This window comes from Streptacidiphilus sp. MAP12-33 (assembly GCF_041261265.1).
Lineage (GTDB): Bacteria > Actinomycetota > Actinomycetes > Streptomycetales > Streptomycetaceae > Streptacidiphilus.
The window spans coordinates 63,918-82,510 of sequence record NZ_JBGCCA010000038.1 but is presented as its reverse complement, the minus strand read 5'-3'; the positions used below and the strand labels follow the sequence as shown (position 1 = coordinate 82,510).

Genomic DNA, 18,593 nt, shown 5'->3' with positions numbered 1-18,593 from the left:
AGGGAATGCTCGCAGCCTCAACCGTGGTGCCCGGTGGTCGGCAAGCCACCGCATCCCGTTGTCGTCCGCAGCGAGAGCGTCACGCGCGGTCCGGGTCCACTCCGCCCGGTCGTGGACCTCGAGGCAGGTCGCCCGGAGCATCTCCTGCTGGGCCTCGGTGCATCCCGCAGCTCCAGGAGTGTGGACGGTCAGCTGCTGAGCCGACCGAGGAACGCGGAGAGGGAGCCGGCCGATGGCCGACTCCCTCTCTCATCCGCAGGTCACAGGATCAGCTGCAGCCGCTGGTGGAGCCGCAGCCCTCGCAGAGGTAGCAGCTGCCGGCGCGGCGCATCTTGGTGCCGCAGGAGAAGCAGAGCGGGGCGTCGGAGTTGATGCCCTGCTGGATCTCCAGGAGCTCCGCGGTGTTGTGCGGGGCGGGGCTCGCCACGGCGGCGGTGGTCTGGATGACGACCGGGGCCGGCGCCGGGACGGCGGCCGCGGCACGCGGGGCGGACTGGGCCAGGCCCTCGACGTCCACATCCTCCTCGTCGGTCGGCTCGTAGGAGCCGGTCTCCAGGTGGCGCTGACGCTCCTCGACCGAGTGGATGCCCAGCGCGGAGCGGGTCTCGAACGGCAGGAAGTCCAGCGCCAGGCGGCGGAAGATGTAGTCGACGATCGACTGCGCCATCCGCACGTCCGGGTCGTCGGTCAGACCGGCCGGCTCGAAGCGCATGTTGGTGAACTTCGAGACGTAGGTCTCCAGCGGAACGCCGTACTGCAGGCCCACCGAGACCGCGATGGAGAAGGCGTCCATCATGCCCGCGAGGGTCGAGCCCTGCTTGGACATCTTCAGGAAGACCTCACCCAGGCCGTCGTCCGGGTAGGAGTTGGCGGTCATGTAGCCCTCGGCGCCACCCACCGTGAAGGAGGTGGTGATGCCGGGACGGCCCTTGGGCAGGCGCTTGCGCACCGGACGGTACTCGACGACCTTCTCGGTGACCGCGACCGGAGCCGAAGCCACCACGGGCGCCGCGGACTTGGCCGAGTCGGAGGACTTGGTCTTGGCCGAGAGCGGCTGGCCGACCTTGCAGTTGTCGCGGTAGATCGCGAGCGCCTTGACGCCGAGCTTCCAGGCCTCGAAGTAGATCTCCTCGACCTCCTCGACGCTCGCGCTCTCCGGCATGTTGACGGTCTTCGAGATCGCGCCGGAGATCCAGGGCTGGATCGCGGACATCATCCGGACGTGGCCCATCGGGGAGATGGAGCGCTCGCCCATCGCGCAGTCGAAGACCTCGTAGTGCTCCGGCTTGAGGCCGGGGGCGTCCACGACGTTGCCGTTCTCGGCGATGAAGGCGACGACCGCCTCGACCTGCTCGTCCTGGTAGCCCAGACGCGTCAGCGCCCGCGGCACGGTGCCGTTGACGATCTGCATCGAGCCGCCGCCGACGAGCTTCTTGAACTTGACCAGGGCCAGGTCGGGCTCGACGCCGGTGGTGTCGCAGTCCATCATCAGGCCGATGGTGCCGGTCGGCGCCAGCACGGAGGCCTGCGCGTTGCGGAAACCGTTCTTCGCGCCGATGCGGACGACGTCCTGCCAGGCCTCGGTGGCCGCGGCCCAGACCGGGGTGTCCAGGTCGTCCATGCGCTTGGCGGCGTCGTTGGCCTCCGCGTGCTGGCGCATGACGCGCTGGTGCGGCTCGGCGTTGCGGGCGTAGCCGTCGAACGGGCCGACGACACCGGCCAGCTCCGCGGAGCGCTTGTAGGCGGTACCGGTCATCAGCGAGGTGATGGCGCCGGCGAGCGCCCGGCCGCCCTCGGAGTCGTAGGCGTGACCGGTGGCCATCAGCAGGGCGCCGAGGTTGGCGTAGCCGATACCCAGCTGGCGGAAGGCACGGGTGGTCTCGCCGATCTTCTCGGTCGGGAAGTCGGCGAAGCAGATGGAGATGTCCATCGCGGTGATGACCAGCTCGACGACCTTGGCGAAGGTCACCGCGTCGAAGCTGTCGTCGTCGCGGAGGAACTTCATCAGGTTCAGCGAGGCCAGGTTGCAGCTGGAGTTGTCCAGGTGCATGTACTCCGAGCAGGGGTTGGACGCGTTGATGCGGCCGGACTCGGGGCTGGTGTGCCAGTGGTTGATCGTCGAGTCGTACTGGATGCCCGGGTCGGCACAGGCCCACGCGGCCTCCGCCATCTTGCGGAACAGGCCCTTGGCGTCGATGGTCTCGATGACCTCGCCGGTCATCCGGGCGCGCAGACCGAACTGCTCGCCCTTCTCGACGGCCTGCATGAACTCGTCCGAGACGCGCACCGAGTTGTTGGCGTTCTGGTACTGCACCGACGTGATGTCGTCGCCGCCCAGGTCCATGTCGAAGCCCGCGTCGCGCAGCGCGCGGATCTTCTCCTCCTCCTTCACCTTGGTCTCGATGAAGGCCTCGACGTCCGGGTGGTCCACGTCGAGCACGACCATCTTGGCCGCGCGGCGGGTGGCGCCACCGGACTTGATGGTGCCGGCGGAGGCGTCGGCGCCACGCATGAAGGAGACCGGACCCGAGGCGTTGCCGCCCGAGGAGAGCAGTTCCTTGGAGGAGCGGATGCGGGAGAGGTTCAGGCCGGCGCCGGAGCCGCCCTTGAAGATCATGCCCTCTTCCTTGTACCAGTCGAGGATCGACTCCATGGAGTCGTCGACGGCCAGGATGAAGCAGGCGCTGACCTGCTGGGGCTGGGTGGTGCCGACGTTGAACCAGACCGGCGAGTTGAACGAGAAGACCTGGTGGAGGAGGGCGTAGGTCAGCTCGTGCTCGAACACCTCGGCGTCGGCGGCGGTGCCGAAGTATCCGTACTTCTCACCGGCGGCGCGGTAGGTCTTCACCACGCGGTCGATGATCTGCTTGAGGCTCCACTCGCGCTGGGGGGTGCCCACCGCGCCGCGGAAGTACTTGCTGGTGACGATGTTGACCGCGTTCACCGACCAGAAGTCGGGGAACTCGACGCCGCGCTGCTCGAAGTTGATCGAGCCGTCACGCCAGTTGGTCATGACGACGTCACGGCGCTCCCAGGTCACCTCGTCGTAGGGGTGCACCCCCGGCGTGGTGAAGATGCGCGCGACCGTGAGCCCGGCGCCCGCCTTGGGCTTGGCGTCGGCCTTGCCCTTGGCCGCTCCGTTCCGGCCGGCGCGGGAGCCGCTCGTGGTGTCTGTCATTGCCGCCTCCTCCTGGGCAAACGCCCTGAGCGCCCCGCTGCTTCCCGGGGTCGCCTGCTGGTTCGTTTGGTTCATGTCGTACAGATCGGCACAGGGTGCCGATGTGGTGCCGCGCGCACCCTGGAACGTGCCGAGGGTCAGGGCGTGGGCGCGGGCACGGGGGACCGCTCACCGGGAAGCTCGGTACGGAGCTCGGCGATGGCGGCCTCGAAGTCTTCGAGTGAGTCGTAGGCCCGGTAGACCGAGGCGAACCGGAGGTAGGCCACGACATCCAGCTCCCTGAGCGGGCCCAGTATGGCCAGACCCACGTCATGAGCGGACAGTTCGGCGCTCCCGGTGGAGCGCACGGCCTCCTCGACCCGCTGGCCCAACAGCGCCAGGGCGTCCTCGGTGACGGGCCGGCCCTGACAGGCCTTCCGCACTCCGCTGATCACCTTGTCGCGACTGAAGGGCTCGGTGACCCCGCTGCGCTTCACCACCATCAAGGCGGCGGTCTCCACCGTCGTGAACCGGCGGTTGCAGTCGGGGCACTGGCGCCTGCGTCGGATCGAGCTGCCGTCGTCGGTGGTACGGGAGTCCACGACCCGGCTGTCCGAGTGGCGACAGAAGGGGCAGTGCATGTCCCGCTCCCCTCCTGACTGTGGCCGCTGCTCGCTCCGAGGCAGACCACAATCTGTGGGCTGCGGTCCCCTATCTAACCACTAGATCTGGTGTGTCACGTACCGACGCGCCACCGCGTGTCGTGTCGGCCGGTTCACGCTTCGAGATCGGTGCAGGTCAGTCGCGAGGCGTCGCGGAAGGGCGTTCTCGGGCCTGTCGAGGGGCGTCGCAGGAGGGGGTTTCGACCACATCCGGAGGTGATCCGTGAGAGGATTCGACTCGAACAAGCGATCGTACGAGCGAGTAGGAAATACACCCTGAACCTTGATCAGGTCAGGGTTTCTGGCAATAATTCACTCGAACGTGTGTTTGGCGCAACCTTTCGATAGGACCTACCGTTGGCCTATTCAAGGGAGAACGTCCGTAGGTAGAGAGGGGCCGCCGTGACCATCGCAGAAAGCAGCACCGTCCCGGTGCAGGAACGCTCCCAGTTCGCCACCCAGGAAGACACGCGAAACCTCGCTTCCGGGCTCGTTCCGGACCAGGCTAGCGGCGCTTCCACCACGCACTCCTCGGGACACTCCTTGGATATTCAAGAAAGCCCCGCACGCGCGCTCCCGGGGCGCCCGCCGGGCATCCGTACCGACGAGGCGGGGCTGACCGAGCGCCAGCGCCGCGTCATCGAGGTCATCCGCGATTCGGTCCAGCGCCGCGGATATCCCCCGAGCATGCGGGAGATCGGCCAGGCCGTGGGCCTGTCCAGCACCTCCTCGGTCGCCCATCAGCTGATGGCGCTGGAGCGCAAGGGCTTTCTGCGCCGCGACCCGCACCGTCCGCGTGCCTACGAGGTGCGCGGCATGGAGGTCGCCCGCCCGGTCCCCGAGGCCAACAGCGGCCGTCCGGCCACCTCCTACGTGCCGCTCGTCGGCCGGATCGCGGCCGGTGGCCCGATCCTTGCCGAGCAGTCCGTCGAGGACGTCTTTCCGCTGCCCCGGCAGCTCGTCGGCGACGGTGAGCTGTTCGTACTGAAGGTCAGCGGCGATTCCATGATCGAGGCCGCGATCATGGACGGCGACTGGGTCACCGTCCGCCGCCAGCCGGTCGCCGAGAACGGCGACATCGTCGCCGCGATGATCGACGGCGAGGCCACGGTGAAGCGCCTCAAGCGCGAGGACGGACACATCTGGCTGATGCCGCACAACGCGGCGTACGAGCCCATTCCGGGCGACAACGCGACGATTCTCGGCAAGGTCGTGGCCGTGCTCCGTCGACTGTAGTGGCGGGTGCCGTCCTGATGGACGGCACCACCCAACGGGCCGTCGGAGCGCGACACGACGGCCCGCTTTCTGCTGCTGGGGCTACCCGGCACGCTGCGGCCGGGCCTTGAGAGACCTGACACATCCGCGGCGGTTGGACAGGATCATCCCGGCGACGCCGGTGCCCTCCGTCACCGCACCCGCGGCGTCACCGCACCCGCGGCGCGCGCCGGCGGGCGGGCCACGCACGAGCAGCACAGCCGGCAGCAGCCAGCGGAGCGCGCAGAAACCGCTCCCCACCACCAGCATCAACCCCACGAACACCGCCACTCCGTGGTCGTCGGCGTCGGGGTGTGCGCCCTCCCAGGCCGACACGGCCAGGTAGAACCAGACCCCGAACCCGGTCACCGCCGCCACAGGCCGACGCCGCGAAGGTCAGCCGAACGGCGTGGCGCAGCGCAAGAGGGCCGCCCAGGTACGCCTCGGCCGGTACCCCTGTCCTGGTCATCGACACGCGGCGATGCTACGGCCGCCCCGGGCCTGCGTCCGGCGAATCGAAGGCCCGGGCGGACTCCTCCACTACCGCGGCCGTACGGGTGCTGCCGAGGCGTTGATGGCGGCCAGGGAACGACGGACCTGGTTGCGGTCGGTGGTGTACCAGAACTCCGGCATCGACGAGCGGAAGAAGCCGCCGTAACGGGCCGTCGCGAGGCGGGAGTCGAGAACGGCTACGACCCCGCGGTCGGCCGCCGAGCGGACCAGCCGGCCGGCGCCCTGGGCCATCAGCAGCGCGGCATGGGTGGCCGCCACCGCCATGAAGCCGTTGCCGCCGTGTTCCTCGACCGCCTTCTGGCGTGCGCTCATCAGCGGGTCGTCCGGACGCGGGAACGGGATGCGGTCCATCACGACCAGCTGGCAGGCCGAGCCCGGCACGTCCACCCCCTGCCACAGTGAGAGCGTGCCGAACAGGCAGCTCTCCGCGTCCGCGGAGAAGCGCTTGATCAACTCCCCCAGTGTGTCCTCGCCCTGAAGCAGGATCTCCCCGGGGACGCGGTCCCGCAGTGCCTCCGCCGCCGCCTGGGCGCCCCGCATCGAGGAGAAGAGGCCGAGCGTGCGGCCGCCGGCCGCACCGATCAGGTCGGCAAGCTCGTCCAGCATCTCGGGGCGCTCCGGGTCCCGCCCGGGCGGCGGAAGGTGCCGGGCGACGTAGAGGATGCCCTGCTTGCGGTAGTCGAACGGCGATCCGACGTCGAGGCCGCGCCAGACCGGCACGGCCGTCGTACCCTCGAGCGTCTCGCCCACGTCGTCGCGCCCCGTCGAGGAGAGGCCGAGCGAGGCGGCGACTCCGGTGAAGTCCCCGCCCAGCTTGAGGGTGGCGGAGGTCAGCACGACGGAGCGCTCGGTGTAGAGGTTCTCCCGCAGCAGGCCGGAGACGCTCAGTGGGGCGACGCGCAGCGAGGCCGGTGCCGCCAGGAAGCGGTCGTTACGGTCGATCCACACGACGTCGTAGACGCTGCCCTCCAGCAGGCGGTCCGTCGTGTCGTGGATCGTCTCCAGCGAGGCCATGGCCTGCTTGCGCACGGCGTCCTCGTCGGTGACGCCGCGGTCGCGGATCTCACCCAGCGAGGTGATCACCTCGCGGGCGGCCTCGCGGATCGCCGCCACCGCGAAGTACAGGTTCTCAGGGAGCTCCTCGACGCGGCCGCCGTCGGCGATCTCCATCAAGCCGTGGTAGTTCTCCGCCGCGGCCTGGAGTTTGTCGACGGCCTTCTCGTTGGCGAGCTTGCCCGCCCGCTTGACGGCGCGGTTGACCGCCGTCGTGGTGAGCTCCGCGGTGGCGATACCGGTGACCCGGGAGACCAGCTCGTGCGCCTCGTCGACGACCAGCAGACCGTGCTCCGGCAGCACCGGCGCGCCCTCCAGCGCGTCGATGGCGAGCAGTGCGTGGTTGGTCACCACGACGTCGGCGAGCTTGGCCCGTTCACGCGCCTTCTCCGCGAAGCACTCCCCGCCGTAGGGGCACTTGGTGGCGCCGAGGCACTCCCGGGAGCTCACCGACAGCTGCTGCCACGCCTTGTCGGAGACACCGGGCGAGAGGTCGTCGCGGTCGCCCGTCTCGGTCTCGTCGGCCCAGTCGCGCAGGCGGACGATGTCCTGGCCCAGCTTGCTGCTGGGCCCGCCCAGCACCTCGGCGGGGTCGAAGAGCCCGTCCTCGTCGTCGCTGGGCGCGCCCTCGTGGGCGCGGTGCAGGCAGAGATAGTTGGAGCGGCCCTTGAGCATGGCGTAGGTGGGCTTGCGCCGCAGCAGCGGATGCAGCGCCTCGACCGTGCGCGGCAGATCACGCTCGACCAGCTGGCGCTGGAGCGCCAGCGTGGCCGTTGCCACGACGACCTTGTCGCCGTGGGCGAGGGAGGGGACCAGATAGGCGAGCGACTTGCCCGTGCCCGTGCCGGCCTGGACGAGCAACTGCTCGCCGTTGTCCACCGCGGCGGCGACGGCCTCCGCCATCGCGACCTGGCCGGGCCTCTCGACGCCGCCCACCGCTGCCACGGCGGCGTGCAGCAGCTCCCGGATGCGGGAGGGGCCTCCCACATCAGAGGCAGCCGCACCGGTGGCGTCGGTGGCGTCGTCTGGGCCGGCCGCGTCGGCCGGGGCGGGGGTGGTGCCGGAATCGGCCGGGGCGGGCTCAAGGATGCTGTCACTCATGGCCCTCCCACCCTAGAGGGCACCACTGACAAATCGCTGCCGGACGGGTGCGGTCAGGCCCGGATCCACCAGCACGGGTTCCTCCTCGCGGGCCGTGCGCAACGCCCTCGGGGAGAACTCGGCGACGGCCAGGCCCGGATCGGCCGTGCCGGCGTCGGCCAGCAGTTCGCCCAGCGGACCCCAGATCGCGCTGTGACCGCCGCCGACGTAGGGGCCGCTGGGCCCGCAGTGGTTGGCCAGCACGGTGTAGGAGGTGTTGTCCATCGCGCGGGCCGGGAACAGGAAGCCGCCCGCCTTGGCCACGAACGTGGGGCTGAACATCGCGCCGTTCAGGTAGGCGTGGCAACCGTCCAGTGCGGCGGCACGGGCGTGCTCGGGAAAGGACGAGTCGAAGCAGATGCTGAGCCCCAGCCGCCAGCCGTCGAGCAGCAGGGTGGCGCCGCAGGCTCCGGGGGCGATGCCGGCCGCGCGCTCGTTCGGCGTCGCGTGCTGCTTGTCGTAGGTGGCTGCCAGACTGCCGTCACGGTCGAAGGCGAGCGCGGAGATGCGCACCTCGCCCTCCTCGGTGCGGGTCGGCGCGCCGACGACGAGGGCGGTGCGGGTGGCGGCGCAGGCCTCGCGCAGGGGGTCGAGGCGCGGGTCGGCTGCGCCGGTGGTGTGGCGGCCCGGGTCGGCGGTGAGGCCGGGAAGCTCGTAGCCGGTGAGGAAGAGCTCCGGCAGGACGAGCAGGTCGGCGCCGCGATCGGCGGCGCGGCGGACCAGGTCGGCGGCGGTGGCCGCGTTGGCGACGAGGTCCAGGGGCGCACACGCGGCCTGTCCGGCGGCCACGGTCAGCGGGGCGGCAGGCAGCGGGGAAAGATCATCCATGGCGTGGAGCGTACTGGCGGAACCCCGAAATGTCAGGGGTGAACCAGGGCTGCGGGTCTTTCAGGGGCGGAGTGCTCCACGTGCTCCCTCGCGGTCGGGGTACGCCCGCGACCGGCCCTGGCCTGGTGGTCCACCGCCGGGACCAGGAGCCGGTCGGCCGCGAGGTCACGCGCGCTGTCAGGACGGCCGAAGGTGGTCCAGGCGGTGGCCCTGGGCAGCCGGTGCACCGGCCGGCCGAGCACCTGCGCGCAGACGGCGTTGAGGATGACGGCCGCCCGGTGGGCGCCGAGGCCCAGGTCCGGGGTGCCGACACCGTGGGTGTGCAGTTCGGCGTTCTGCACGTAGAGGCCGGCGGTGACCTCAGGCCACAGACCCACCCGGTAGTCCAGGTCGACGCGGTACCGGCCCTTGGCGTCCCAGTCCACGAGGTGGTCCACGGGATCGAGCAGGGCCGGGCGTCGTGCCACGTAACCGGTCGCGAGCAGGGCGAGGTCGGTGCGCAGGGTGTACTGGGCGGCCGACTGCGGGTGCGCGCAGTCGAGTTCGAGCCCGCCGTGGGGTCCGCGCCGGGCCGCGAGGACCTCGGTGCCCGGCACGATCTCGACATCCGGCCCGCCGCCCACCGCGCTGCGCTCGTAGAGGGCCTCGTGGATCGCGGCGAGGGTCTCCGCGCTGGCCGCCTTGTAGAGCTGCCACTGACGCGGCACGAGAGCGTCGCGCACCGGCTCCGGCAGGGTGTGGAAGTAGCGGGTGTAGTCCGGGGTGAAGTGCTCCAGGCCCAGCTTGGAGTACTCCATGGGCGCGAGCGCGGCGCTCCGGGTGATCCAGCGGAGCCGCGGACCGCCGACGGGACCCCGGCGCCGGAGCAGGTCGAGAAAGACCTCCGCGCCGGACTGTCCCGAGCCGACCACCGTGATGTCGTCGAGGACGCCCAGCCCGCCGTCGTTGTCAGTGCCCCGCGCCAGCGTCAGGGGTGAGCGAGGAGAGGTGAGGTACTCGCCGGAGTGCAGCACCGGTCCGGCGGTGGCCAGCAGCTCGGTGAAGGCCGGGGGGACGACGGGTTCGGTTCCGACACCGAGAACGAGATGGCGCGCGAGGTAGGGCTCGTGGCCCGGCACCTCCACCTCGAAGAGCTCCCGCTCCGTGTTCCAGCGGACGGCCTTGACGGGGCTGTCGAACTGGCAGTTCGGGAGTCGGGTGGCGGCCCAGCGGCAGTAGTCCGCGTACTCACGCCGGGTCAGGTGCCACTGCTCGGAGAAGTAGAACGGGAAGAGCCGGTCGTGGTCGCGCAGGTAGGCCAGGAACGACCAGGGGCTGGTCGGGTCGACCAGGGAGACCAGGTCCGCCAGGAAGGGCACCTGCATCCTGGCGCCCTCGATCATCAGGCCGGGGTGCCAGCTGAACTCCGGTTTGGCCTCCAGGAAGACCGATCTCAGGCCGGGCACGCGGTCGGCCAGGGCCGCCAGGGAGAGGTTGAACGGGCCGAGGCCCACGCCGACGAGGTCGTGGACCGGGGCAGGTGCGCCGAAGGGCGTGTCGGAGGCTTCCGGTCGGCGGGGGGCGCCGTCTCCGACCGGGGAACGTGAGGGATCCACGGGCTGGCTCTTTCGAACGATGAGAGAAGGGAAGGGACATGAAGGGTGGCTGGTGGGCGCCGGCGGTCATAGCACCCGGTCGTAGACCATGAGCGCGGCGTGTTTCTCCGGCAGCAGCAGCTCGGAGTCGTAACGGAAACCGGCACGGAGGAAGGCCCGCACGGAGGGCAGGTTGCGCACGTCGGGTTCGGCCACGACACGGTGGCAGGCCTGCCGCTCCCGGAGGATCCGCTGGGTCAGCGCCGCGATGAGGGTGCCCCCGAGACCACGCCCCCGCGCGGAGGAGGGGCCGATCAGGAGGTGGATTCCGGTGTCGTGGGGGCGCGCCGGGTAGTGCCTGGCCAGCGGGTCCAGGTCCGCCCGGTACACCTCCCAGTAGCTCATCGGCGCCCCGTCGAGCAGCCCGAGGCAGGGCACGCTGCGGCCGTCGCCGTCGAGTTGGACACGGACATGGTGCTCGGTGAGGTCGGCCGGCCCGCAGAGCTCCCAGAACGTCGAGACGACCGGATCGTTCATCCACTCCACGAGCAGCGCGAGGTCGCGCGGAAGCCGGACGGGCTGAAGCCGCAAGACCCCGTGCCGGGTGTACATCGCACCCCAGCGGGCCACACCGTCGAGCAGATCATCCCGGCGGGGCCGGGGCGGCCCGGGCCAGGGCGCCGGGTGCGGCCGGGCGTGGGTCGTGAGGCGGTGCTGCGCCGGGACCCCGGCCGAGCCCACCGGCACCCCGGCCGGGCCCGCCGAGGTGGTCGAGGCCGTCGCCGAGGCGGCGGCCGGGCCGGGAGTGGGGCCGGACTCCCCTGGTCGGTGGTGCTGCTCGTTCACGCGTCGGCTCCCACGTCGGCTCCCACGAGGGCCTCGCGCGTCGTCGGCACGGCGGTCGTCGCCGGGGTGGCCGGCCGTGCACCGTGGCGCCCGGCGGCCGGTCGGTCCACCAGCGGGTTGGCAAAGGGCACGTACACCGACTGGGTCTCCACCGGGCCCACGAGTTCGTCGAGGCCCTGCAGACGGGTGAGCAGGTTCGCCTTGCACCGCAGTGTGGGTGTCTCCAGCAGGCGACCGGGCAGAGCGGATCCGGTGACGGCCGCGTGCCCGGCCAGGAACCGGCGCAGAGCGGCCAGCAGCACGCGCTCGTCAGCGAGCCCCTGGGCGCCGAAGGCACCCACCAGTCCCAGGAGGTGATTGATACCCAGGTAGTAGGCGAACCGTTCGTCCGCCACGGCGTCCGGTACGAAGGTGTCACTGGCCCGACCGAGGCCGGGGAGCCGGCGCTCCAACCCCGGTGCTGCCGAATCCCGGAAGTAGTAGCCCTGGTTGTCCCGGTAACGTCCGCCGACCGGCCAGCCCTCCTCGTCGAGCAGGACGAGGGTGTTCTGCTGGTGGGCCTCCAGCGCGACACCCGCGTGGCCGTCCAGCCACAGGATGGGCAGGACCACCGCGTCGAGGTGGCGCAGGAACCATTCCGCCGCGACGGTCGTCGCCGGACGGCCGGTCCGGACGGAGAGCCGGTGCACCAGCTCGGCCAGGTGCGAGGCGTGCCCTCCCGGCCACGGCCGCTCCGCGACGAGCCCGGCCAGGCAGTGCGCGCGGTCCTGCGCACCGAACAGGTTCTGCCGCAGGACGGTGTCGAACCCGCTCGCGGCGGCCGGATCCGCCTCGCCGCCCGGCAGGTCCACGCCGATCCAGGCCGGGTCGCGGACGATGTCGAAGCCGGGGTGGGCCGCACGCCACTCGGCGCCCAGCCCGTCCTCGAGCAGGCGGTGCACCTCGGCACCGCGCAGCAGCTCCTTGCGGAGGTTCTCGCGGCGGGAGTTGGTGATCCGCAGCCCCAGGGACAACTTGAGCATCCACGGGGTGCCCGGCTGGTAGACGGTCCGCACCGAGGAGGTCGGGTACCAGAGCCCGCCCGCCTGGCCGAGGTCGCGCAGCCGACCGGCGTCGAGCAGCGCACGGACGTCGGGCCGGTTGCACAACTCCCTGGCCTGCCAGGGGTGGACCGGGAGCACCACGGTCCCCTCGGGCGCGGGCGGCGTGTCCTCTCCCCGCAACGCCTCGGTGATCCGGGCCGTGCCGTCGACGCCGAGGCGATCCTCCAGCGGCCCACCCGGCGCAGCGGTGTGACGACGTGCCGAGGCCGCCCAGGCCGGCAGGACGCCCTCCCCGGCCGCCACGAGCTCGCGGTCGACAGCGAACCAGTGGAGCCGTAGCGCGCCACGCAACTCGGGTGCGTAGGCGGCGGCTTCGGCCTCGCCGAGCCCCTCGCGGCTCTTCGGGGTCGGATGGAGCGGGTGCCCGAGCAGCAGGGCCTGCTCGGAGCGGAGGAACGGCGTCGCCGTCGGCCCCGGTTCGGCGGCCGCCCGCCGCTGGGCGACGAACTGCGCCGTGCGGCGCACCGAGTCGGCGACCCGGCCCGCGAGATCGGCGACGTGGTCGGCGGCCGGTGCGGTGCCGGTTGGAGGGGTGCCGGTAGGAGGGGTGCCGGTGGCTGTGTGCCCCAGCGCGTCGGCCCCCGCCGAGCGTGCGAGCAGGGCGGCCACGGTGACGGCATCGGCGGCGCGGCCCGGCACGGGAACAGAGGCAAGGGCAGAGCCGACGCCAGAGGCAGAGGCGGGCGATGCGGCGCCAGAGGCGGGCGATGCGGCACGGGCGGAAGCCGGGCCCGTGGCAGGTGCGGGAGCAGGCTCCGTGACACCGGGAGCCACGGCCCGGCCCGGCGCCAGCTCGGCGCGCCCGAACCGGTGCCAACCGGCCGCAGAGCGGTATCGGACGGGTGCCCGCAGCAGGAAGCCGTCCCCCAGGGCGAGCTCCAGCCACTCCCCCGCCTCGGGCACCGGAACACCGGTCTCCCGGACCCAGCACCGCAGGAGGTTCTCGGTGGCCGCGGCGTCCGCGACCACGAAAGGATCGGGATGGTGCAGCGTCTCCACGCCGACGGTGCGGGCCCGGTCCGTCGGACGCGCCCCGGACGCGTTCGGGGACGGCGCCGCGGGGGACTGCTGGGCGGGGACGATGGTCACGCGGGCTTCTCCTGAGTCGTGCTCGGGCGGTGCGGGGCGGGCCCGGCCCGACCGGCCCACTCGCGCTCGACGGCGGCTCCTGCCGCGACGACGAGGGCGAGCAGACGGTCGAGGTCCGCCTCGGTGGTGTGCGGGTTGAGCAGGGTGAGTTTCAGACGCACTCCCCCGCCCGGGCCCGGCAGTTCGGTGCGGCCGACGACCGCCGTGCCGTCGGCGAGCAGGAGCCGCCGCAGCTCGGCGTTGACCTCGTTGCTGAGGGCCATGGCCGGGTCGTCCCCGGCCTCGGCGGGTGCCTCCGGGAGGGCAGGGACGGCGGCCAGGTCCGGGAGGTAGCGGAAGAGCACCGTGGTCAGGACCGGATCGGCCACCAGCTCCAGGCGCGGTTCGGCCGCGATCGCGCGGGCGGCGTGGTGGACGAGCTCGTGACAGCGGTCGACAAGGGCGCCGAGGCCGGACCGGCCCAGGGTCCGCAGCGTGACGGCGACCTTGAACGCGTCCGGTCGCCGGGTGGTGCGCAGCGAGCGGCCGAGCAGGGAGGTGTACCCGGCCTCCTCGTCGTCGGCCGGGTTGAGGTAGGCGACACGCTGCTCCAACGGGCCGAGCGTCGCTGCGTCCGCGGCGAGCAGAACGCCTGCCGCGACCGGCTGCCAGCCGAGCTTGTGCAGGTCCAGTCCGACCGTGTCGGCGAGGCCCAGCCCGTCCAGCAGCGGAGCGAGGCGGTCGGAGAAGAGCGCGCCACCCCCGTAGGCGGCGTCGACGTGGAACGGCACGGCGTGACGCCGGGCGACGGCGGCGATGCTCCGCAGCGGGTCGACGGCGCCCCGGTCCGTGGTGCCGGCGGTCGCGACGACGCAGCACGGGATGCTTCCCGCGGTCCGCGCGTCCGCGAGGCCCCAGTCGAGCAGGCGGGGGTCGAGCGTGCCGTCCTCGCCCGTCTCGATCGGGACGACCGCGTGGGCGCCGAGGCCGAGGACGGCCGCCGCCCGGGCGAGCGAGAAGTGCGCGGCGGCCGAGCAGAACACGCGCAGGCGTCCCGCCGCCTCGGCGGGGATCGCGCCACCCCCCTGCACACCGAACTCCCGGGCCAGGACGGCGTCACGGGCAAGCAGGAGGGCCATCAGGTTCGACTCGGTGCCGCCGGTGGTGAAAACGCCGCGCGCTTCCTCGGGCCGCGCGAAGCCGACGGCCCCGGCGAGCAGGCGCAGCACGGCCGTCTCGATCTCGGTCCCGCCCGGTGCCTGGTCCCAGGAGTCGAGCGAGGGATTCAGTGCGGCCACGGCCAGATCGGCGGCGGCGGCGACGGCGAGCGACGGGACGTGCAGGTGCGCGGCACACAGGGGGTCGGCGGGGTCGGCGGCCGTGGCGGCGAGGGCCCGGGTCAACTCCCAGAGGGCGTCCTGCTCTCCGGTCTCGGGCAGCAACGAGCCGGGCGCGAGGAGGTCGCGCAGTGCCCCCGCGACGCCCTCCGGGCCGCCGCCCGGCAGCGGCCCACCCCGCGCCTCCGCGCCGACCCGCAGGGCGCCCAACACCTGTGCCAACAACGGCGCGAGGGCCTCCGGCCCGTCCACTCCCCCGGCCAGCAGCGCCGCCCCACCCACAGAACCGGGGCCGCCGGGGGCGCCGGGACCGCCCGCCGGGGCGGTCGCCGGGACCGAGCCATGAGAGTCGGCCGCGGATCCGGGGATACGGGTGACGTCCGAGTCGCCCGCGGATCCGGGGACGGCCGGGATGCCCCGTACGTCCCCGGCGCCCGCAGCGCCCGGGGCCGGGGCCACCGCGGGAGCGACAGGGTCATCCGGGGTGGGCGTGCTGCGCTCGGTCCGGGTTCGCGCCGTGCCGGACGTGCCCGGGACCGACGCGTCGCCTGCGGAGGTCGGAACATCCGCAGCGGCCGCGGCCGTGGCCGAGGCCGTGGCGTCGTCCACCGCGTCGGGGGCACCCGCCGAACCCGGGGGCCCCGGGTTTTCGGAGGTGCCCGGGAGGGGCGAGTCGGTCGGGTCCGGGGTGTGGCCGCGCGGGTGAACGGGGCTCATGACGTGCCGCCGGAGCGTGAGGCGGCCTCGGGCGCGGCGGACCGGGCTGCGGGTACACGCTCGCGCGCAGCCGCGCCGCCTCCCGCCGCGGCGACCCCGGCCGGCGTACCCGCCGGTGTCGCGGGTGCCGACTGCCACTCCGCGCCGTAGACGGCCCGTGACGCGGCGGTGATGGCGTCGGCGAGGCGGTCCAGGACCGCTTCCGCCTGCTCGTCCGTGATGGTGAGCGGCGGCAGCAGGCGGACCACCGAGCCGTGGCGGCCGCCCAGTTCGACGATGAGGCCGCGGTGGAGGGCCTCCGCCCGGACGGCGTGGGCGAGCTCGGAGGCGGCAGGGCGGGCGCCGAGGTCGTCGGGGGTGGCCCGTGGGTCCACGAGCTCGACGCCGAGCATCAGGCCGCGACCGCGCACGTCGCCGATCACGGGCAGCTCGCGTTGGACTCCGCGCAGCCACGCCAGCATCCGCGTGCCGAGCTCGGCCGCACGCGCGGCCAGTCCCTGCTCGCTGACGAACCGCAGCGTCGCCGCGCCCGCGGCCATGGCGAGTTGGTTGCCGCGGAAGGTGCCGGCGTGGGCGCCGGGCGACCAGCTGTCCAGCTCCGCCCGGTAGACGATGGCGGCCAGCGGGAGGCTGCCGCCGACGGCCTTGGAGACGACCATGACGTCCGGCTCGACGCCGGCGTGCTCGACCGCCCAGAAGGTGCCGGTGCGACCCACGCCGGTCTGCACCTCGTCGACGATCAGCGGGATGCCGTGGCGCGTGGTCAGCTCGCGCTGTTCGCGCAGCCACGCGTCGGGGGCGGGGATGACGCCGCCCTCCCCCTGGACGACCTCGACGAGCATGCCGGCGGGGCGGTCGACGCCACCCTTCGGGTCGTCGAGCAGCGACGTGGTCCAGCGGGTGCCCAGCCGGGCACCGGCCGCGCCGCCGACACCGAACGGGCAGCGGTAGGCGTAGGGATAGGGCAGGCGAGTGACCGGGCCGCCCGCGCCACCCCCCTCGCCGAGCCCGGCGCGGACGGCGACGTCGCCCGTCGCGCCGAGCGCGCCCGCCGTCTGGCCGTGGTAGCCGCCGGTGAAGGCGAGCAGGCCGTTGCGGCCGGTGGCCAGGCGGACCAGCTTCAGCGCCGCCTCGACGGCGTCCGTCCCCGCGGGGCCGCAGAACTGGATCCGGGCGCCACGTGCGAAGGCGGGCGGCAGCGTCTCGAAGAGGGCGGTGGTGAAGTCGTCCTTGACCGGCGTGGCCAGGTCGAGCACGTGCAGGGGGGCCTCTGCCTCCAGGACGGCGCGGATGGCCTGCAGCACGACGGGGTGGTTGTGCCCCAGCGCGAGCGTGCCGGCGCCCGCCAGGCAGTCGAGGTAGCGGCGGCCGTCGGCGCCCTCGACGGTCATGCCCCGGGCCCGGACCGGGACGATCGGCAGCGAGCGGGCGTAGGTGCGGGCGGCCGACTCGCGTGCTGCCTGCCGACCGAGGATCGCCTCCGCGCTCCTGCTGTTCTTCACGATCGGCGGCGCCGTGGCGGACATGGGCTCAGTACCTCCTCGCGGACGGGCAACCACCCGAACGAGCAGCCCCGGTTGCGGTGGTACGCACCCCCTTCGGGTGACGTTCCAACGGGCTAACGACCATGAGCGCCACGGAGAAACGGCTTTGCACAAAGCCCGCACAGGAGCTGCACGTCCGTGCGTGAACGACCCACCGAACCGGGGGTGGCGCAGAGCGCGGGGACGGCGAAGGCCCCCGCGTTCCCGGGGAACCGGGAGCGCGGGGGCCTCGTACGTGATCGTGCGGGCGTCAGCCCTCGACGGCCGCCAGGGCCAGCGGCGCGAGCGTGAACGCCTCGAGCTCGGCGGCCAGTTCGGCGCCGACGCGGGCGCGCAGCACCGTGCCCTCGCCGGTGTGCTCCTCGCCCAGCACCTCGCCGTCCCGGTGGACCTTGGCCACCAGATCGCCGCGCGTGTAGGGGACGAGCGCGGTGACCTCGATCGACGGACGCGGCAGCTCGGACTCGACGAGCGTCAGCAGCTCCTCGATGCCCATGCCGGACCGGGCGGAGACGGCGATCGCGTGGGGCTCACGCCGCAGCAGGCGTGCGAGCACCAGCGGGTCGGCGACGTCCGCCTTGTTGATCACCACGATCTCCGGCACGTTCTGCGCGCCGACCTCGACGATGACCTCGCGCACGGCGGCCAGCTGGGCCTCCGGCTCGGGGTGCGCGCCGTCGACGACGTGCAGGATCAGGTCCGCGTCGGCGACCTCCTCCATGGTCGAGCGGAAGGCCTCGACCAGGTGGTGCGGGAGGTGCCGGACGAAGCCGACCGTGTCGGCCAGGGTGTAGACGCGACCGCCGGGCGTCTCGGCGCGACGGACGGTCGGGTCCAGGGTGGCGAACAGGGCGTTCTCCACCAGCACGCCGGCTCCGGTGAGCCGGTTGAGCAGGGAGGACTTGCCGGCGTTGGTGTACCCGGCGATCGCGACCGAGGGCACCTGGTTGCGACGGCGCTCCTGGCGCTTGGTGTCGCGGCCCTTCTTCATGTCCGCGATCTCGCGGCGCAGCTTCGCCATCTTCTCGCGGATCCGGCGCCGGTCCGTCTCGATCTTGGTCTCACCGGGACCACGGGTGGCCATACCGCCGCCGGACGAGCCGGAGCCACCACCACCCATCTGCCGGGAGAGCGACTGACCCCAGCCTCGCAGCCGCGGCAGCATGTACTGCATCTGCGCGAGCGAGACCTGGGCCTTGCCCTCTCGGGACTTGGCGTGCTGGGCGAAGATGTCCAGGATCAGCGCGGTCCGGTCGACCACCTTGACCTTGACGACGTCCTCGAGGTGGATCAGCTGGCCCGGCGAGAGCTCACCGTCGCAGACCACGGTGTCCGCGCCCGTCGAGAGCACGATCTCGCGCAGCTCGGCGGCCTTGCCGGAGCCGATGTAGGTGGCGGGGTCGGGCTTGTCACGGCGCTGGATCACGCCGTCGAGCACCTGGGAACCGGCCGTCTCGGCGAGGGCGGCGAGCTCGGCCAGCGAGTTCTCCGCCTCCTCGGCGGTGCCATCCGTCCACACGCCGACGAGCACGACCCGCTCCAGGCGGAGCTGCCGGTACTCGACCTCGGTGACGTCCTCGAGCTCGGTGGAGAGCCCGGAGACACGGCGCAGCGAGGCGCGGTCGGAACGGTCGTACTGGTCACCGTCGTAGTTGTTGGTGTAGAGGCGCCCGGGAACCCCGTCGATTCCCGCGAGGTCCTCGTCCATCAGTGCCTCTGCGCGCAGATCGGCGGGGCGGCGGGTGCCGCGGCCGTCGTTCGCGTCGGCGTCGCGGGTTTCGAACGTGGAGGTCATCG

General features: G+C 72.6%; 12 protein-coding genes. 1 reads left to right on the top strand and 11 read right to left on the bottom strand.

Annotated features, from left to right (window positions below):
- Positions 1 to 268 precede the first annotated feature (268 nt).
- Positions 269 to 3,178 carry a vitamin B12-dependent ribonucleotide reductase gene (locus tag ABH931_RS31665; RefSeq protein ID WP_370120960.1) on the bottom strand — a complete coding sequence of 970 codons (2,910 nt, stop codon included), beginning with the start codon at positions 3,176 to 3,178 and terminating at the stop codon, positions 269 to 271.
- 137 nt (positions 3,179 to 3,315) lie between these two features.
- A complete protein-coding gene (nrdR, locus tag ABH931_RS31660) occupies positions 3,316 to 3,798 on the bottom strand; it encodes a transcriptional regulator NrdR (RefSeq protein WP_370120957.1) in 483 nt (160 codons plus the stop codon).
- Between the two features lie 564 nt (positions 3,799 to 4,362).
- Between nrdR and lexA the strand changes: the two genes are divergently transcribed.
- Positions 4,363 to 5,055 (top strand): transcriptional repressor LexA, encoded by a 693-nt coding sequence (gene lexA / locus ABH931_RS31655; RefSeq protein WP_370120954.1) that lies wholly within the window; start codon positions 4,363 to 4,365, stop codon positions 5,053 to 5,055.
- Between the two features lie 81 nt (positions 5,056 to 5,136).
- Here the strand turns inward: lexA and ABH931_RS31650 are convergent, their stop codons facing one another.
- The 9 genes from ABH931_RS31650 to hflX all read right to left on the bottom strand — a co-directional run bounded on the left by ABH931_RS31650 (position 5,137) and on the right by hflX (position 18,591).
- Positions 5,137 to 5,442, bottom strand: a complete 306-nt coding sequence (locus ABH931_RS31650) for a hypothetical protein (RefSeq protein ID WP_370120951.1) — start codon at positions 5,440 to 5,442, stop codon at positions 5,137 to 5,139.
- Positions 5,443 to 5,613: 171 nt separating this feature from the next.
- On the bottom strand, positions 5,614 to 7,740 hold the full coding sequence (locus ABH931_RS31645) for an ATP-dependent DNA helicase (protein ID WP_370120949.1): 2,127 nt from the start codon (positions 7,738 to 7,740) through the stop codon (positions 5,614 to 5,616).
- 12 nt (positions 7,741 to 7,752) lie between these two features.
- Positions 7,753 to 8,607, bottom strand: a complete 855-nt coding sequence (locus ABH931_RS31640; RefSeq protein ID WP_370120946.1) for a carbon-nitrogen hydrolase family protein — start codon at positions 8,605 to 8,607, stop codon at positions 7,753 to 7,755.
- Positions 8,608 to 8,639: 32 nt separating this feature from the next.
- On the bottom strand, positions 8,640 to 10,202 hold the full coding sequence (locus ABH931_RS31635; RefSeq protein WP_370120943.1) for a lysine N(6)-hydroxylase/L-ornithine N(5)-oxygenase family protein: 1,563 nt from the start codon (positions 10,200 to 10,202) through the stop codon (positions 8,640 to 8,642).
- Between the two features lie 66 nt (positions 10,203 to 10,268).
- Positions 10,269 to 11,027 (bottom strand): GNAT family N-acetyltransferase, encoded by a 759-nt coding sequence (locus ABH931_RS31630; RefSeq protein ID WP_370120940.1) that lies wholly within the window; start codon positions 11,025 to 11,027, stop codon positions 10,269 to 10,271.
- On the bottom strand, positions 11,024 to 13,219 hold the full coding sequence (locus tag ABH931_RS31625) for an IucA/IucC family siderophore biosynthesis protein (protein WP_370120938.1): 2,196 nt from the start codon (positions 13,217 to 13,219) through the stop codon (positions 11,024 to 11,026). Before ABH931_RS31625 ends, ABH931_RS31630 begins: the two co-directional genes overlap by 4 nt.
- On the bottom strand, positions 13,216 to 15,252 hold the full coding sequence (locus ABH931_RS31620; RefSeq protein WP_370120936.1) for an aspartate aminotransferase family protein: 2,037 nt from the start codon (positions 15,250 to 15,252) through the stop codon (positions 13,216 to 13,218). The genes ABH931_RS31625 and ABH931_RS31620 overlap by 4 nt, the downstream gene beginning before the upstream one ends.
- Positions 15,249 to 16,778, bottom strand: coding sequence for a diaminobutyrate--2-oxoglutarate transaminase family protein (locus ABH931_RS31615; protein WP_370120933.1), 1,530 nt, complete (start codon positions 16,776 to 16,778; stop codon positions 15,249 to 15,251). Before ABH931_RS31615 ends, ABH931_RS31620 begins: the two co-directional genes overlap by 4 nt.
- Positions 16,779 to 17,046: 268 nt before the next feature.
- Entirely contained in the window at positions 17,047 to 18,591 is a 1,545-nt protein-coding gene (gene hflX / locus ABH931_RS31610; protein WP_370120930.1) for a GTPase HflX, read from the bottom strand.
- Positions 18,592 to 18,593 lie beyond the last annotated feature (2 nt).

Bases quoted from the DNA above. Each gene is read 5' to 3' on its own strand.
- ABH931_RS31665 (WP_370120960.1), bottom strand. From the start codon at position 3,178: ATGACAGACACCACGAGCGGCTCCCGCGCCGGCCGGAACGGAGCGGCC.
- nrdR (WP_370120957.1), bottom strand. From the start codon at position 3,798: ATGCACTGCCCCTTCTGTCGCCACTCGGACAGCCGGGTCGTGGACTCC.
- ABH931_RS31640 (WP_370120946.1), bottom strand. From the start codon at position 8,607: ATGGATGATCTTTCCCCGCTGCCTGCCGCCCCGCTGACCGTGGCCGCC.
- ABH931_RS31620 (WP_370120936.1), bottom strand. From the start codon at position 15,252: ATGAGCCCCGTTCACCCGCGCGGCCACACCCCGGACCCGACCGACTCG.
- ABH931_RS31615 (WP_370120933.1), bottom strand. From the start codon at position 16,778: ATGTCCGCCACGGCGCCGCCGATCGTGAAGAACAGCAGGAGCGCGGAG.
- ABH931_RS31645 (WP_370120949.1), bottom strand. From the start codon at position 7,740: ATGAGTGACAGCATCCTTGAGCCCGCCCCGGCCGATTCCGGCACCACC.
- hflX (WP_370120930.1), bottom strand. From the start codon at position 18,591: ATGACCTCCACGTTCGAAACCCGCGACGCCGACGCGAACGACGGCCGC.